This is a genomic window from Roseibium sp. FZY0029 (genome assembly GCF_036350355.1).
Lineage (GTDB): Bacteria > Pseudomonadota > Alphaproteobacteria > Rhizobiales > Stappiaceae > Roseibium.
Map to the genome: position 1 here is coordinate 110,727 of NZ_JAZDVZ010000008.1, position 15,626 is coordinate 126,352.

Below are 15,626 nucleotides of genomic sequence, written 5' to 3' on the forward strand. Positions count from 1 at the left end.
TGCGGGCGCAACACCTGGATGCGACTTTCCCATTCTTGAGCCTGTCGATGAGGCATCGGTCTTTACGGCGTTTCGGTCGCGTCGAATTATAGATTATTATTGTAATCTTTAAGTCGTCAAGATTAGATTATGAAAATAATCTTAAGTCAAAGGAGGCAGGTATGCGCGTCAGCCGTGAAGTTGCCGAGGAAAATCGGAAAAAGGTGGTGTCTGCCGCCAGCCACCTGTTCCGGGAACACGGCTATGACGGGATTGGCGTTGCCAACCTGATGAAAGCGGTCGGCCTGACCCACGGTGGATTTTACAAGCAGTTTCAGGACAAGGCGGCGCTGGTGGCAGAAGCGACCGAAGCCGCGTTGGCCGAGAACCGGAAGAAGTGGGAGGATGTCATTGCCGCATCTGACGATGCGCCTGGCGAAGTCATCGCAAGGTCATATCTTACGCCATTGCATATCGAGAACAGGTCGGATGGGTGTTGTTATGCGGCATTGGCAGCCGAAGCGCCGCGCCAGGGGGGCAAGGTTCAGGAAGCTTTCGCGGAGGCTTTGGAGGCGAGTGTCGATCTGCTCGCCGGGCCGGACGGCAATCGCAATGAGGCGATGCGGCAGTTATCCACGATGGTTGGTGCCCTTATACTGGCCCGAGCTGTAGGGTCGGAAGCGTTGGCGCAAGACCTTTTGGATGCCGCGAAACAGAAGCCTTGACACGCAGCAACACCTCTTCAGGCATCAGCCGCGGTTCGGCCCGGATGAATCAGTGTTCCTGCCACTGTCCTGAGAGCTCGATCATCGCCAACAATTTAAGCGTATTGCCATAATAGTCTTCATCGGCAAGCGGGATGCTTATCATGGCCGACCACAGAGCATCAAGCCAGGCCTGGTCTCCGTCGGGGTCACCGCTACCGGCAACCGCGGCAGCGGCAAACATGGCGATAAAGGCCGCGGAGCCAGTTGACTGATCCTCCGGAATGCTTCCGTCCAGTCGGTATGTTGTCGCGATCCGGAATGGGTCTTCTTTTGCCGCACCGCGAATCCAGCGGTTGATCACCATGAGATGGTCTGCGGCACGCGTGTCGCCTGTCTCAACAAGATCGAGTGAGAGCCTCCAGGGAAATCTGAGGGCGTTCCAGGAAAACTGGCCGTCGCCGGCGCCTTCCAGAAAGTCGGCCTCTGCGGGCCTTGGGTCTTCAGGAAGCCCGACCAGAAAGTCCGGAACCAAACCGGTGTTTCCCGCGTGGTTCTCGGCGATATCACCCCATACCCGGTAGCCGCGATCGCGAATGGATGTCCAGCGTGGAGACAAATCGCCGGCGGCTTTTGCGAAGCCCGCGAAACTTGCCGGCATGAAGTCAGAAGACCGGGATGTTCCGGAGTAGTCCTCATCAACCGCCCAGTCGCCGAGGCGCATCATGCCGTCAGCCGTAACCTCACGCTCCAAAATCGCCTGCTGGGCTTGATCGAAGGCCTCTCGATAACCTCCCCACTTCTCGTCAGCCAGAAGAAGCGCCAAGGCCGTATCGAGATCGCCATCGGTTGCCGACATATCGCCCCCGTCCGGAGCATCCTTGCAATCTCGGGTCTGGTTCCAGGCCATCAGACCGGGGCCGGAGGATGCCGGGTGCGTGCGATAGAAGGCAACCATGCTTGTGAAGTTTTCCTGCGCCTCTGGATCGCGCGACGCCATTTTGACGAGCGCCAGCATGCCATATCCGTGTGCTTCGGAAACGGTGAGTGTGCCGGTGGCACTGCCGCCCCACGTCGGCTTCTCATCCCCCGACGTGTCGACGTAAGCACCGCCGCACCCTTCATGGAGGTAGGTTTTCTTCCAGTCCGCCCAGAACCTGTCCAGAGCCGCCAGGCGCTCCGCCTGAGGTTGCGATGGAAACAGGGGACGGGCCGCAACGGGCAGAAGCAGAAGAAGACACCAGACGAGCGTCGCAAGAAAACGGAACAACACATGTTCTCCTTGAAAACGGAAGTACGCCCTCCGTTCTACGACATGTCAAAGCTGCCCAGAAGCACAACAGCTTGGGCCAGCTTGAAATATACGAACTTTGATCTGCGAACTGACGAATTCCTGGGCGTTCGGAACAGAATGTCCTAAGTCATTCCGCCATCCGCTGTTGAAGGTGCCGTGTGCCTTTAAACTCTCAAAATCAAGAATTTAATAAGTCGGTCTGGCGAGCCTATCGCGAGTGGACCGGAGCGACCCCTTCCGAGGTAATGCGACCGTCTGGAACCTGAATGGTCAGCCTTATGTGTCCGGCCCGAAGGATAGGAGATCCGATTGCATCACCAGACCAAACGCTATCTTGAAAGAATTTAGGGAGACACCTCATACATAAGGGGAAAGGAATGTTTTATCCGCAGGTTACGAAGAACTGACAGGCAAAAAATGACAAAAAGTCGACAAGACAGCCCTGCACACCTTAAGGAAAAATGGCCCTTTTACTGGAACAGCCTGATTCATGCGGCCTGCTCCGATGCTCTTGAATGCAGAATTAAGTTGCACGGCATCGATAGTCCCCGATGGCGGGCCATGATGAGCCTCTACGAAGACAAATACCTGTCTGTCTCGGAGATCGCACAGTTTTCCGCGCAAAAGCTGAACACCATCACAAAGGTCATCCAGCGGATGCTCAACGACGGCCGGGTCACCGAAGTCTGCCTGACGGAGAAAGGCGACAATCTGCGCAATGAAGCCTTTGTTGAAGCTCGCAATCTCTTCGACAACTCGTTTTCAGAGTCGACCCAGAAAGAAATCGATACATTCAACGGCATGCTGTCGGCTGTGCTGAAAAAATTGCGCAAGCTCTGAAGTTGGAACCGCCGGAGGCACCGAGGGTGCACTCGCAGTACCGGCGACGGGCATGACCGGCCCGTCAGGCCGTGATGCCGTAAAGGATGTTCGCGGCACTGGCGTCGTCATAGTCTTCACCGAGCGCCAGCAATCCTTCATAGACGGCACAATCCTCGTGCCTCGTGTGCGGCCAGTCACTGCCCCAGACGAAGCGTCCGTCGCCCAGCAACCGGTGCAGGCGCGAGATATGGTCGCGAGGGTCGGCGATGCCCCGATAAGGAGCACTCAGCTTGACGAAAAAGGACGAGCGGTCAGAGAGCGTCGACAGTGCCTCGATCCAGGGTTCGCGCTGTGCATCCTTTGAGACCGGCAGACCGATATGATCGATCACGACAGGCAGTCCCAGACGCGACAGCGGCTGCAGCCAGTCTGCGAGCCGGGGGCTTTCGAGCTGGATTTCGACATGCATCCCAAGCGCGCGCAAGCGGCTGGCGAAGCGGCGCAGGCAGTCCGACTGCAGGTCCGGAAGCGGGGCATCCCCGACAAGGTTCCAGCGCAGCCCGCGCACTCCGCCCTGAAGTAGCGCCTCGAGTTCCTTTTCGCTCACATCGAGGCTTGTGACCGCAACTCCTGCGAAACGGCGCTTGTCCAGGCCGGTCAGCGCCGAAAGAAGCTGGCTGTTGTCGGTGCCGAGAAAGCTGACCTGAACGATTACCCCTCCCGTCAGAGCGTTTGAGGCGATCTTCGAAAGCCACTGAGTAAGTGGAGCAGGGTGCTCCGGAAGATACCGGACGGTCCCCGCTGGCACGACGCGTTCATAGACATGGGCGTGGCAATCGAATCTGAACATTCAACCTCCTCGATTTCAAGTTCTATATATAACTGGTTGACTAGAGAGGTCAAATGATGTTTCGTGGCCACGAGGAGGACGAGTTAATGGTCCAAACGGCGTCGATGATCGATACAAGGCTGCCCGCTTATCTGCGGCTGCGCGACGAACTTGCCGCGCGCATCGCTGCAGGTGAATGGCGTGCCGATGAAGCGCTTCCCTCCGACAATCGCCTTGCCCGTGAAGGCGGCCTTTCCGTCGGCACAGTCCGCAAGGCTGTCCAGATGCTGGTGGACGAAGGCCTTCTCGAGCGGCGTCAGGGCTCGGGCACCTATCTTCGCAAACCCGCCTTCAATGCGACCTTGTTCCGCTTTTTCCAGATGCGCGACGCTGGCAGCGGCCAGAGCATTCCCACGAGCAGACTGCTGTCGCGTACACGCGTGAAGGCGCCGGAAGCGGTCGCAAAGGTGCTGGGCACCGATGACGTCATCCGGATCGAACGCCTGCGCGATTTTGCCGACCGGCCGTTCCTGAGCGAGGAAATCTACATCCCGGCAAACCTTTTCGCCGGCTTCGAAACGATCCCGGACAATGAGGTCGGCCCGCTGCTCTACCCGGTTTATCTCGACCGTTTTGATGTCTTCGTCGCGTCGGCCGATGACGAAGTGAGTTTCGGAACTGCGGATGAAACGACCGCATCCCGACTTGGCATCAAACCGGGTGAGGCAATCGCGGTGATCGAACGCACCGCCTATTCCATCAAGGGTACGCCGCTCGAATGGCGTATCGCTCGCGGCCCGGCAAACCGGTTCCGTTATCGCAGCCGCATCGGCTGATACAAAACACAACCAGGAGGAAAAACGTTGAAAAAATTTCTTGTCGGCATCGCCCTGTTGCCGCTGGTCTCTGCGCCGGCACTGGCGGAATATCCTGAACGCGCCATTGAGGTTACCGTGCCCGCGCCGGCCGGTGGCGGCACCGACACCAGTGCCCGCAAGCTGGCGATCCTGCTCGAAAAGGAACTCGGCGCCTCGCTGGCGATCCTGAACGTCGCCGGTGGCGGCGGCTCGGTTGGCGTGACGCAGTTCATGCAGGCTAAACCCGACGGCTACTCGCTGCTGGCAACCTGGAACAGCCCGATCACCACGGTGCCGCAGGTCCAGAAGACCGCCTATGGTCTCGACAGTTTCACGCCCATCGCGTCAACTTCGGAAACCGCATACACGATGTGTGTCAAACCGGATTTTCCGGCGGAAAACGGCACGCAGTTCCTGGATGAACTGGCAGCCAATCCGGACAAATACACCTATGGAAACGACGGCATCGGCGGCACCATGCAGCTCGCCGCAGAACGTATCTTCCAGCAGCGTGACATCAAGGCCGTGGCCATTCCCTTTGGCGGAGCCGGTGAAACGCTGCAGAACTTCCTCGGCGGTCATATCGACATCTATGGCGGTTCCATTTCTCCGGTTCTCCCTTATGTGGAATCCGGCGAGGCAAAATGCCTGATTGTCAAGTCGGCGGCCCCGGTTGAGGCACTCCCGCAGGCAGCCGGTCTTGAAAGCCTTGGCCTGGGGGCTCAGGAAACGTTGCTGTGGCGTATGTTCCTTGCACCGGCCGGGCTTGACCAGGCTATCGCCGATCGGCTCGTCGCCGCATTGGAAAAAACCGTGAATGATCCGGAATATGTCGCGTTTCTTGCAACCAAGGGCGAGCTTCCGAACGTCGTTGCCGGAGAGGCACTCACGGCGCGGCTGCAGACCGAATTCGATGGTCTGGCGGAAGCAGCCAAAAAACTCGGTCTCTCGCAGTGACCGAGCAGCGGCAAGATATACTGCTTGGCACCGTTTTTGCGGTGATCGGGGCGGCGGCGGCTTTTAAAGCCGCCACTTATCCCGGGGCCTCGGGTGGATATCCGATGGTGCTGGGACTGGTCCTGGCCGGGCTCGGTGGCCTTGTTTCTCTGAAAGCGTTCAAGGAAAAGCGGCTCGATGCGAGGCCGCTTACCGAGCATATGCCGCGTATGCTTTTGACGCTCGTGTGCGGTGCGCTCTACCTTGCACTCGTTCCCGTTCTCGGCTTCTACACCACGTCGGCACTGGTCGTGATCGCCTTGCCCCTTGTGCTTGGCTTCCGGCAACCAGTCTACCTGGGCGTGGTCACAGTCGTCTTCATCGGCATCGTCTGGTCGGTCTTCTCGCTATTGCTCGAAAAGCCGCTGCCCGCTGAAATCTGGATGCGGTTCTAGGTCTGGAAACCCTCATGGAAATGATTGCATCTATACTTTCCAGCGTTCTGGCCACGGGACCGTTCCTGGCCATGATCGGCTCTTCCATTCTCGGTGTCTTCATCGGCGCGCTGCCGGGATTGAACCCCGTGATGGCGATCGCCTTGCTGCTGCCGTTGACCTATTCCATGGATCCGCTGGTTGCTCTTGCGATGGTCGCCGGTATCTATAACGGCTCGATGTACGGTGGCGCGATCCCCGCGATCCTGCTGCGTATTCCCGGCACACCGGCTGCAATCGCGACCACCTTTGACGGCTACCCGATGGCGCAGAAGGGCGAAGCCGCACGCGCGCTGAAGATCGCCTGCTGGTCTTCCGCGATCGGCGGCACGGCATCTGCCATTGCGCTGATCACCGTCGGACCTCTGCTTGCCCGGGCCACGCTCGCCTTCGGTCCGGCCGAATATTTCTGGATAGCCGTCTTCGGCATGGCCTCCGTCGGCGTTCTCGTTGGTAGCGACGCGGTGAAGGGCCTTATGGCCGCGGTATTCGGCCTTCTGCTCGGGACGGTCGGCCTCGACCAGCTTTCCGGCGTGCCGCGCTACACCTTCGACCAGACCTGGCTGCTGAGCGGACTGGACCTGATCGTGATCCTCGTCGGTCTCTATGCGCTACCGCCTGTTCTTTCGCTCGCCGAAAAGGCGGATCTGTCCGGCCTGTCGGCCAGCGATCTCAAGCTCGACAACGTTCGGGTTCCCTGGAGTGAAGTCAAATCGCTGATCCCGACCTGGATCCGCTCGTCTCTGATTGGCATCAGCGTGGGCATTCTGCCGGGTGCTGGCGGCAACGTGGCGGCTTTCTTGAGCTACAATGCGACGAAGAACGCCAGTGACGACCCGAAGAGCTTCGGCGAAGGCAATCCCAGGGGCGTCGCTGCGGCTGAATGCGGCAACAACGCCGACAACGCGGCGTCGATGATCCCTGCGCTTGCACTCGGTATTCCGGGCAACGTCGTGGCAGCCCTCGTGCTTGGAGCTCTTCTGATCCACGGCTTGCAGCCGGGGCCACAATTGTTCCACCAGAATCCCCAACTGGTTGGCGGGTTCATGGTCGAAATGCTGCTCACGTCGCTGATCATCCTCATCGTCGGGGGCGCGGCGGCGACGCGCGTCTTCGCGCAGGTTCAGCGTCTACCCGGGGTGCTTCTCGTTCCAACCGTTCTCGTTCTGATGGCTGTCGGTGTCTATGTCATCAATGGCCGTGTCATTGATCTGTGGATCATGTTTGCAGCCGGCGCTTGCGGCTATTTCCTTGAAAAGATGGAAGTGCCTCTCGCGCCGATCGTGCTTGGCCTTATCCTGGGGCCGATGGCCGAGCAGAACATCCGCCGCGCTCTTCTGATCAGTCGGGGGGACTTCAGTGACCTGGTGACGCGGCCGATATCAGCTACCATCGCGATCGCCACCCTCGGCCTTATCGTGTGGCCTATCGGCTCGGCGCTTTTCCGGCGCAGGAAAGCGGCACGCGAAATGCTGGACGGAGACGGGCAGGACTAGCCCCATCGCGGAAGGTGGTGCAACGCCACTTGTCAGGCTTGTTTTGCTGAACTGCGGGCCTTGTTCAGAGGGGGCCGCAATTCATTCAGCTCTTGCCCGTAGCAGGCAAAGGTAAACTTCAAGGCAAAACACGCCTGTGACGGGTGTTTTGCCTTTTTGTTACATCAATGACTGGGATGCTTCCCTGACATTCTGTGTTGCGACATCGATTTGAGCTGTTGCCGAGGAAATCGACTGCATGCTGGCGGTGATATGTTCAACCCCTTGCGCCGCAGATTGCATATTGGCGGAAATGTCGTTGGTGACCGCTGTTTGTTCTTCCACGGAAGAAGCGATGCTGGCGGCAATATCACCGATCTTTGTGATCACCGCCATGATGGCTTCGATGGCAATCACGGCACTTCCGGTCGTGTCCTGCATCGAATTGATCTGACTGGATATTTCTTCGGTCGCTTTGCTTGTTTGTGAGGCCAGGTTCTTGACCTCGGAGGCGACCACGGCAAAGCCCTTACCTGCCTCACCGGCGCGTGCGGCTTCAATCGTCGCGTTCAGGGCCAGGAGATTGGTCTGGCTGGCGATGCCATCGATCAACTCAATGACAGAGCCGATTGTCTTGGCATTCTCGGAAAGCCCCGACATGATTTCTCCGGAGCGCTGCGCTTCATTGGCGGCGTCTCTTGATACATCGAGAGCGGTCTGCACCTGACGGCTGATTTCCTGGATCGAGGCAACCAGTTCCTCGGCGGCAGCGGCCACGGTTTGCACACTGGAGGACGTCTCTTCCGAAGCCGAGGCCGAGCTCGTGGCCTGATCTTTCGCATTTGAAATCGCCATCGCGATCTCCGAAAGGTCCTTGTCGATTTGTTCCTGCAGGACAAGTCGGCGCTGACGCTCCAAAACCTGTTCGGTTATGTCGGTGGCAAATTTGATGACTTTGTAAGGGTTTCCCTCGGGATCAAAAATGGGATTGTAGGTTGCCTGGATCCAGACTTCCTTATTGCCTTTCCCGATGCGCTTGAATTCGTTCGACTGGAATTGTCCCGCTCTCAGATCCTCCCAGAAGCGACGATAATCCGCCGTTTCGCGCTCTTTCGGGTCTATAAACAGGCTGTGGTGTTTGCCTGCAATCTCGTTGAGCGTGTAGCCGAGTGCTTTCAGGAAATTCTCGTTTGCATGGAGAACCGTACCTTCCATGTCGAATTCGATAACGGCCTGCGACCGTCCGATAGCATTCAGCTTTTCCTTGAATTCCAGGTTTTGAAGCCGCTCTTCCGCGTTGGCCCATTCGACGACAGTGCCGATCCGTTTCTTGCCCGACCAGACATGATTGGCGATGAGGTCAAAATACGTCCGACCAATCTTGATGGTTGCTCGATGCGTCTTGGTCAGGCTGTCGAGCATGTTTCTCTGGTGGGCAGGGTTCTTGTGGAAGATGTCGATTGACTTTCCGAGGAGTTGATCTGCACGAAAATCGGGAAATTGCTTCCGAATTTCTTCTTCAGCTTCCTGCAAAAGCTCCTGTACCGCCGAGTTCATGTAGGTGATGTTATAGTCGCCATCGGCGATCATTACATTGGCGGTCAATTTTTCCACGGCAGCAGCAACAAGTGCGCCTTGCGCTTTTCCAAACATCCCCAAGCTCCATAAAGCCGAATCTATAATTTATATTTTGCCAGTCATGTATTAAAAAACTGACCATACGTAAATTTCCGTAAAAGAGCTTTGTTTATTTTACACGATGAACGTAAAAATGGGTGTTTCCTGCAGGAATTGACAATAAAAATGGATTTGGCTGAACGTCAGGTAATTACCAATGGTGGTATTTTTGGTGATATGGCTTAAATGGGTTGTGTTGGCGCGTCCGGCGGTTGGAGCGTGTCGCGTTTCGCTGAACATATCTTGCATCGCTCGTTACCTTGAAAATTCTGATGTCAGAGAGTGGAAAGCGAGTCTGTTAGAACGCGGCTGTCCTGGCACTTACCAAATTTGCAATGTTCTTCACGGCCTTCAAACCCCTTAGCCGGGGCGGAGGTGCCAGCATGTTCCTGGATCGTCCGGATTTAGAGCGCCAGCTTGAGCTTTCCACCCTTCACCGAACGCGAACAGCAGGACATCATGCGCCGGTTTTCCGCACGTTCGGTGCGTGTCAGCACCACGTCGCGATGATCGACCTCTCCTTCGAGAACCTCGACCTCGCAACTGCCGCAAAGGCCCTCGCGGCAATCGCAGGAGATGTCGATACCTGAAGCAAGAAGCGTATCGAGCAGCGTAGCATTGGCGGCGACGTCTAGCGTCAGGCCGGAGTCCTTCAGTTCAACCTGGAAGGCGTTTTCCTTCGACGGGTCGAGTGCGGTCTCCTGCGCCGAGAAATGCTCGAAATGCAGCGTCCCGTCCGGAAGCTTGGCGGTGAGATCTTCCAGTTCTGAAATCATGCGTTCCGGCCCGCAGGCATAGATCTGCCCGCCTTCCGGCAAGCTGCCGACAATGGCTGACAACTCGGCGCGCCGGTTTTCGTCTCCGGCATGAACCGAAAGCCGCTCACCGTGGTCGGCCAGCAACCGATCCAGAAACGCCATGTTTCGGCGAGATCGCCCGCAGTAATGGATCGCATAATCCCGTCCTAATGCCTTGAGACGGTCTGCCATCGCGAGGATCGGCGTGATGCCGATGCCTCCGGCAATCAGGACGTATGATTTGGCCTGTTCGTCGAGCCGAAAGAGGTTGCTCGGGCCGCGAAGGCGCAGTTCCAGCCCCTCTGCGGCAACTTCGTGAATACGGCGCGACCCGCCCCGACCGTCTTCTTCCAGAAGCACGGCGATATCGTAGTCCCGGCTATCGGCTCTGCCGCACAGCGAATATTTGCGGTCAAAGCCGTCCACGCACACTTCGATATGAGCCCCGGCGCTCCAGCGCGGCAGGGCACGCCCCTTGGCGTCTTCAATCGTCAGCCCGAAGATACCGTCAGCTTCCCGGCGGACATTCTTGATGCGGATCTTGCGCGCGATGTCACGGCGTGCAGGCGCTCCGACCGGGAAATGATGCTTCCCGTTGGCAATCGATGGATTCGCCCTCTCGGGGTTCCTTGCCGGATCCCACTCGACCCAGACATGATCGGGACCTCGGAAGGAGGTGTTGGAGAGGTAGGTGAATTCCTGTTCCGCCAACTGTAGATGCGGCAACCGGCGGGTCATCTCTTCAAGGAAGATCCGCATTTCCATGCGGGCGATGTTCTTGCCCATGCACTGGTGGCTGCCATAACCGAACGTCAGATGGTCGACGGCGTTGTCGCGGTAGATGTCGAACTTGTCACCATCTTCGAAGTACCGTTCATCCTGATTGCCGGACGCTTGAACGATGAGCAGCTTCGCCCCTTCAGGGATGTCCACGCCGCCAATACTGGTCGCCGCCGTCGCCTGCCGCCGCCAGGCAACGATGGAGCCTGAATAGCGCAGGCATTCTTCCACCGCATTCGGGATGAGACTCGGGTCCTCGCAGATGTCCTGCCAGGCCTGCCTGTGGGTGAGCACTGTCTTGAACATTCCCGCCGAGGCCAGCGATGTCGTTTCATGGGCGGCAACGATGATCGCCATCATCATTGAATGCACGTAGCTGTCCGGCACGACATCAGGCATTTCCGCATTCTTGCGGATCGTTTCATGCATCCAGCCGGTTCCGTCCGGCTCCTTGCGCATCTTTTCGATGATCTTGCCCGCATAGTTCCAGAACTGTCCGACGTCATGTGCGATGGCGACCTGTTGCTCGTCGGTGGGCTTGCCCCAGGTGTTGACCGAGTGCGCGACCGAGAAGTTTTTCAGGACGGCAATGTCGTCTTCCGGCACGCCGAGAAAATGCAGGGCAACGTTCAACGGAACTTCGTAGAGCATGGCCTCGACAAGATCGACCCTGCCGCTGTCGATGAAGGCGTCGATTTTTTCGCGCGTCAGCCGGCGCACCATGTCTTGCCTGGCTTCCAGATTGTCCGGCAGGAAATGACCCATCAGGGCGCGCCGCCGTGCCATGTGCGCAGGCTCGTCCTCGTTCACCATGGTTCGGTTCATGGCATAGCCGTAGCCTTTCAGAACCTCCATGGCCTCCGGTGTTGCCGGCGTGATTTTTTCCAGGGCGTTGCGGGGCGAAAAAAGAATGTTGTCGCGAAAGACAGCCTTGATGTCGTCATAGCGGCTGACTACCCAATAGCCGAGCTTGGGGCTGTAGAAGACGGGCAACTGGTCGCGCGACCAGCGTAGCGCCTCTGCCGGGTCTGCCTGATAGGGGCCGGCGAAGGCATCGAAGTCTGCGGCCATCCTTGAAAACGGGCACTGGGCTCCGGCAGCAGCCGGGGTGTCCCCTTTGCCTTCCGAAGATTCTCCGCCTGCCGGCACGTCTGCGGGGGGCGCAGTGCGTTCCATTTTCTCCTCCCAGGAAAATTTTTAGCTCGCGCAAACCGAAAGATACGCCGATTGCGCGATCGTTGTCAGCTTCGAAACCAGAGGCTGCTGGCAGATGCCAGTTGGATCTGGCCCTACATCTGGTTTGGCAGCAAGAGCACAAGCCCCGGCAGCGTCAGCAAGATGATCAGCCGAAGAATGTCGACCATCCAGAACGGCGTGACACCCTTGAAGATTGTGGCCGTCGGCACATCGCCGACCACAGCCCGCAACACGAAGACGTTGAGGCCGACCGGAGGTGTGATCAGGCTGATTTCCGTCACCACGACGACGATAATGCCGAACCATATCGGATCATAGCCAAGCCCGGTCACGACCGGAAAGAAGATCGGCACGGTCAACAGCAGCATCGACAGGCTTTCGAAGACGCAGCCGAGCGCAATGTAGATCAACAGGATCAACCCCATAACCATCCACGGCGGCAGATTGTAGGCGGTCACCATGTCGCTGAGTGCGGTGGGCAGGCCTGCAATGTTGACGAAGTTCGAGAAGATCCAGGCGCCGATCAGAACAGCAAACAGGCTGGCAGCGGTCATGGCCGTTTCACGCAAGGCTTCGAGGGCATCGGCAAGGGACAGGCGCCTGCGGGCAAGGGCAATCAGAAAAGCCCCCATGGCGCCCATGCCGGCGGCTTCCGTCGGCGAGAAGCTCAGGTTGATTGGCGGCACGTCGAAGACACCATAGAGCCCGCCGATCACCAGGAAGAACAGCAGCAGCACGGCCCAGACTTCCTTCAAGGCGGACAGTCTGCCGCTCAGGTTGACACGTTCACCTGCCGGACCGGCTTCCGGATCGCGCCAGACGGTGAACTGGACGGCAACCAGATAGAGCACGACACCCAGAAGTCCGGGAAGGATGCCGGCGACAAACAGCTTGCCGATAGAGGTTTCGGTCAAAAGGCCATAAATGACCAGGATCACCGAGGGCGGGATCAGGATGCCGAGCGTGCCTCCTGCGGCGATCGAGGCCGTCGACAATTTGTCGGCATAGCCAAACCGGCGCATTTCCGGCATGGCAACCTTCGACATGGTGGCAGCGGTTGCGAGGGACGACCCGGAAATGGCGGCAAAGCCGCCGCAGGCCACGATGGTCGCCATGGCCAGTCCGCCCCGGAAGTGACCGAGGAAGGCATTGGAGGCGGCGTAAAGCTCGCGGCTGATCCCGGCCTTGTTGACGAACAGGCCCATGAGGATGAACAGCGGCACGACTGAAAGGCCGTAGTCCTGACTGGTATCGATGATCAGGCGGGCGGTCATGGAAATCGAGGCGCGGTAGCCCGATTCAATCATGAAGCCGATCATGCCCACAAAGCCCATGGCAAAGGCGATGGGAACGCGCAGCAGGACAAGTGTGAGAACCGCTGCGAATCCGAGAAGTCCTTCAAGCATGCCGGGGGCCCATCAATTTCGGTGCAAAAATATGGCCGAGCCCGCGAATGATCAGGACTGCGGCGGTAATTGCCGTGACGATGGCAATGAACCATCCGACATAGTGCAGGGGCAGACGCAGATATTCCATGACGTCGCCGTAAGAGCGGCTCCGCTCGGCCAGATCAAACACACGCATGGCCGGCAGGATCAGCATCAGGCCGCAAAAGAGATCGGTAAAGGCATTGCGCCAGCGGGTCAGTCCGGCCCGCTTGAACATGCCATCCGTCAGGTCGACGCAGATATGGCCATCCTTTGCGGAGACGACCGGCAGAACGGAGAAAACCATGATTGCCATGAGCAGGCGCGTCATGTCGGCGGCAACTTCGATCGGCGCATTGAATACCGACCGGAGTACCACGTCGCAAAACGTCATGACCATGAGGATGAACAACGCAAGCGAGGCAAGCAGTGCCGGCAGACTTGCCGCAAACTTGAGAAGACGGGACACGTCCAGATCCTTCAGCTACGGGCGGTCCGGACAAACCAGACCGCCCGGTCTCGTTAGTTTCCGGCCATTTCCTTCTTGACCATGTCGTAAGCGGCTTTCGCGTCCACCCCGGCTTCCTGCAATTCGGCCAGAACCTTGTCCGTGACTTCCTTACTGATTTCCTTGAACTTGGCGATGTCATCGTCGCTCGCAGGCGTGATTTTCGTGCCTTCTGCGTTCTTGGTCGCTTCATAGGCAATGGTGTCAGACTCGTCCCAGGACGCACCTGCCATCCGGCTGGCGGGCTCACCAAACACTTGCTCGTCCAAGGCCTTCTGGACATCTTCCGGCAGGCTGTCGAATTTTTCCTGGCTCATGATCACGGCAAAGGAGCCGCGATAGAGACCGCCCGGCATGTCATAAAGATACTTGGCCACTTCGTTCAGCTTGAAGCCGACACGCTCGCCGACGTTCATCGCAACGGCATCTGCTGCACCCGATTCCAGTGTTTCATAAACCTTCGGAGCCGGAACGTTGATGCCGATCAGACCGAGGGCCGACCCAACGTCACCGGCAACACCGCCGCCGATACGCGTCTTCAGGCCGTTCATGTCTGCAAGACTGCTGACTTCCTTGCTGGAATGGATCTGACCGGGGCCATGGGTGTTGAGCGAAATGACCTTGACGCCGCGATGCTCGTTCAGGTCGGCGAGGTATTTTTCATAGACGCGCCAATAGGCGACGGATGCAGCTTCCGCGTTGCCTTCATACCCCGGCAGTTCGATCAGCTTCGTCCCGACGAAACGGCCCGGTTGATACCCGTGGAAGATGATCGCCATGTCTGCGGCACCATCGAGAACCAGATCCATCTGGGCTGGCGGCGGGGCGAGACCAAAGACCAGCTCACCCGAGACTTCGCCGCCTGTGGCTTCTTCCATCATGGTGATCAGATTGGCAAAAATGCCGGTATTCACGCTATGGGTTGGCGGCAGCCAGCTTGAAATCTTGAGAACGGTTTCTGCCGAAAGCGCCGAAACGCTGAGGCTCAGTGAAACTGCGGCAGCGCCAACAATCCTGAAAAGCGACTTCATCTTCCTCTCCCTTGAATGATGCGTCTGTCTGGCTAGGCTCCTCCGCATGCCGAGACCGTTACGAATACTTTCATTGATGAGCATGTCTTGTCAATAAATATGAAACTGCATGTATTTTTTGCAATCAAAGATAGAATGAATGAAAAGTATACAATCAGATTTTTTGGATGAAGGAATCGTGGCATGGTTCCGGTTTGTTACAAGAAATCAATGAATTGCAGTGACTTCATAACCTTGGATCAGACTGGCTTGTGCATGGAGGTCCCGTTTCGAGGATGAGACCTGTGTTGAAGCCTGTCTGCGATATGTGCAAAATCAAATAAATTACAGTCCGGCCGCCCTTGTGAGGCAGGCTGGCCACACGCAGGGAGACAGGCAACTTGGACGTTCCATTCAAAACCACCCGCATGCTCAACTTCGGAGACTGCGATATCTCCGGGACAGCCTATTTCCCGTCGTATCTGAACATTCTCAATGGTGTGAACGAGGAATTCTGGCTGAAACTCGGCTATCCATGGCACAAGATCATCTGGGAGGAACGTTGGGGCACGCCCACCGTCCATCTTTCCAGCGACTTCTCAAGCCCTTCGTTTTTCGGCGAAGAGCTGGAATTCGAGGTAACCGTGCAGCGGGTCGGGCGGTCGTCAGTCACCATGCATCACGAGATTAGCTGCAAGGGCGAAAAGCGCTGGTCTAGCACCCAGGTGCTGGCGGCCAGCGATCTCGACAAGCATTGCTCCATCCCCTGGCCGGACGACGTGAAGGCAGCCCTGCTGGCCTGCATGCCGCAAGATCAAAACGATAGCTGAGCGTACAGAC

General features: G+C 57.8%; 14 protein-coding genes. 7 read left to right on the top strand and 7 right to left on the bottom strand.

What is annotated here, in order from left to right; genetic code table 11:
- Positions 1-161 precede the first annotated feature (161 nt).
- Positions 162-704 (top strand): TetR/AcrR family transcriptional regulator, encoded by a 543-nt coding sequence (locus tag V1T76_RS21730; RefSeq protein ID WP_330562782.1) that lies wholly within the window; start codon positions 162-164, stop codon positions 702-704.
- A 49-nt stretch (positions 705-753) separates the two neighbouring features.
- Here V1T76_RS21730 and V1T76_RS21735 read toward each other — a convergent pair whose 3' ends face one another.
- Complete coding sequence (locus tag V1T76_RS21735) at positions 754-1,956, bottom strand: glycosyl hydrolase family 8 (protein WP_330562783.1); 1,203 nt, start codon at positions 1,954-1,956, stop codon at positions 754-756.
- Positions 1,957-2,538: 582 nt separating this feature from the next.
- Here V1T76_RS21735 and V1T76_RS21740 point away from each other — a divergent pair.
- Positions 2,539-2,817: a hypothetical protein gene (locus tag V1T76_RS21740; protein WP_330562784.1), complete on the top strand. Its 279-nt coding sequence runs from the start codon at positions 2,539-2,541 to the stop codon at positions 2,815-2,817.
- Between the two features lie 64 nt (positions 2,818-2,881).
- Here V1T76_RS21740 and V1T76_RS21745 read toward each other — a convergent pair whose 3' ends face one another.
- Entirely contained in the window at positions 2,882-3,649 is a 768-nt protein-coding gene (locus V1T76_RS21745; protein WP_330562785.1) for an amidohydrolase family protein, read from the bottom strand.
- An 86-nt stretch (positions 3,650-3,735) separates the two neighbouring features.
- On the opposite strand from V1T76_RS21745, the gene V1T76_RS21750 reads away from it, so the two are divergent.
- The 4 genes from V1T76_RS21750 to V1T76_RS21765 are packed head-to-tail and all read left to right on the top strand — an operon-like array spanning position 3,736 to position 7,411.
- On the top strand, positions 3,736-4,464 hold the full coding sequence (locus tag V1T76_RS21750) for a GntR family transcriptional regulator (protein WP_330562786.1): 729 nt from the start codon (positions 3,736-3,738) through the stop codon (positions 4,462-4,464).
- A gap of 27 nt (positions 4,465-4,491) precedes the next feature.
- Positions 4,492-5,442: a tripartite tricarboxylate transporter substrate binding protein gene (locus V1T76_RS21755; protein WP_330562787.1), complete on the top strand. Its 951-nt coding sequence runs from the start codon at positions 4,492-4,494 to the stop codon at positions 5,440-5,442.
- Positions 5,439-5,876, top strand: coding sequence for a tripartite tricarboxylate transporter TctB family protein (locus V1T76_RS21760; protein ID WP_330562788.1), 438 nt, complete (start codon positions 5,439-5,441; stop codon positions 5,874-5,876). The genes V1T76_RS21755 and V1T76_RS21760 overlap by 4 nt, the downstream gene beginning before the upstream one ends.
- Positions 5,877-5,890: 14 nt before the next feature.
- On the top strand, positions 5,891-7,411 hold the full coding sequence (locus V1T76_RS21765; RefSeq protein WP_330562789.1) for a tripartite tricarboxylate transporter permease: 1,521 nt from the start codon (positions 5,891-5,893) through the stop codon (positions 7,409-7,411).
- Positions 7,412-7,570: 159 nt separating this feature from the next.
- On the opposite strand, the gene V1T76_RS21770 is transcribed toward V1T76_RS21765, so the two are convergent.
- The 5 genes from V1T76_RS21770 to V1T76_RS21790 all read right to left on the bottom strand — a co-directional run bounded on the left by V1T76_RS21770 (position 7,571) and on the right by V1T76_RS21790 (position 14,807).
- The gene (locus V1T76_RS21770; protein ID WP_330562790.1) at positions 7,571-9,043 is read right to left on the bottom strand and encodes a methyl-accepting chemotaxis protein; all 1,473 of its coding nucleotides are present in this window, start codon (positions 9,041-9,043) and stop codon (positions 7,571-7,573) included.
- A gap of 428 nt (positions 9,044-9,471) precedes the next feature.
- Positions 9,472-11,820 (bottom strand): cytochrome P450/oxidoreductase, encoded by a 2,349-nt coding sequence (locus V1T76_RS21775; RefSeq protein ID WP_330562791.1) that lies wholly within the window; start codon positions 11,818-11,820, stop codon positions 9,472-9,474.
- A 113-nt stretch (positions 11,821-11,933) separates the two neighbouring features.
- A complete protein-coding gene (locus V1T76_RS21780; protein ID WP_330562792.1) occupies positions 11,934-13,247 on the bottom strand; it encodes a TRAP transporter large permease in 1,314 nt (437 codons plus the stop codon).
- A complete protein-coding gene (locus V1T76_RS21785; protein WP_330562793.1) occupies positions 13,240-13,737 on the bottom strand; it encodes a TRAP transporter small permease in 498 nt (165 codons plus the stop codon). The genes V1T76_RS21780 and V1T76_RS21785 overlap by 8 nt, the downstream gene beginning before the upstream one ends.
- Before the next feature lie 53 nt (positions 13,738-13,790).
- A complete protein-coding gene (locus tag V1T76_RS21790) occupies positions 13,791-14,807 on the bottom strand; it encodes a TRAP transporter substrate-binding protein (RefSeq protein WP_330562794.1) in 1,017 nt (338 codons plus the stop codon).
- A 380-nt stretch (positions 14,808-15,187) separates the two neighbouring features.
- On the opposite strand from V1T76_RS21790, the gene V1T76_RS21795 reads away from it, so the two are divergent.
- On the top strand, positions 15,188-15,616 hold the full coding sequence (locus tag V1T76_RS21795) for an acyl-CoA thioesterase (RefSeq protein ID WP_157140044.1): 429 nt from the start codon (positions 15,188-15,190) through the stop codon (positions 15,614-15,616).
- Positions 15,617-15,626: the final 10 nt, after the last annotated feature.

What these genes read in the sequence shown, in the direction of transcription:
- V1T76_RS21750 (WP_330562786.1), top strand. Translation starts at nt 3,736, where the DNA reads ATGGTCCAAACGGCGTCGATGATCGATACAAGGCTGCCCGCTTATCTG.
- V1T76_RS21730 (WP_330562782.1), top strand. Translation starts at nt 162, where the DNA reads ATGCGCGTCAGCCGTGAAGTTGCCGAGGAAAATCGGAAAAAGGTGGTG.
- V1T76_RS21740 (WP_330562784.1), top strand. Translation starts at nt 2,539, where the DNA reads ATGATGAGCCTCTACGAAGACAAATACCTGTCTGTCTCGGAGATCGCA.
- V1T76_RS21780 (WP_330562792.1), bottom strand. Translation starts at nt 13,247, where the DNA reads ATGCTTGAAGGACTTCTCGGATTCGCAGCGGTTCTCACACTTGTCCTG.
- V1T76_RS21790 (WP_330562794.1), bottom strand. Translation starts at nt 14,807, where the DNA reads ATGAAGTCGCTTTTCAGGATTGTTGGCGCTGCCGCAGTTTCACTGAGC.
- V1T76_RS21770 (WP_330562790.1), bottom strand. Translation starts at nt 9,043, where the DNA reads ATGTTTGGAAAAGCGCAAGGCGCACTTGTTGCTGCTGCCGTGGAAAAA.
- V1T76_RS21765 (WP_330562789.1), top strand. Translation starts at nt 5,891, where the DNA reads ATGGAAATGATTGCATCTATACTTTCCAGCGTTCTGGCCACGGGACCG.
- V1T76_RS21745 (WP_330562785.1), bottom strand. Translation starts at nt 3,649, where the DNA reads ATGTTCAGATTCGATTGCCACGCCCATGTCTATGAACGCGTCGTGCCA.
- V1T76_RS21775 (WP_330562791.1), bottom strand. Translation starts at nt 11,820, where the DNA reads ATGGAACGCACTGCGCCCCCCGCAGACGTGCCGGCAGGCGGAGAATCT.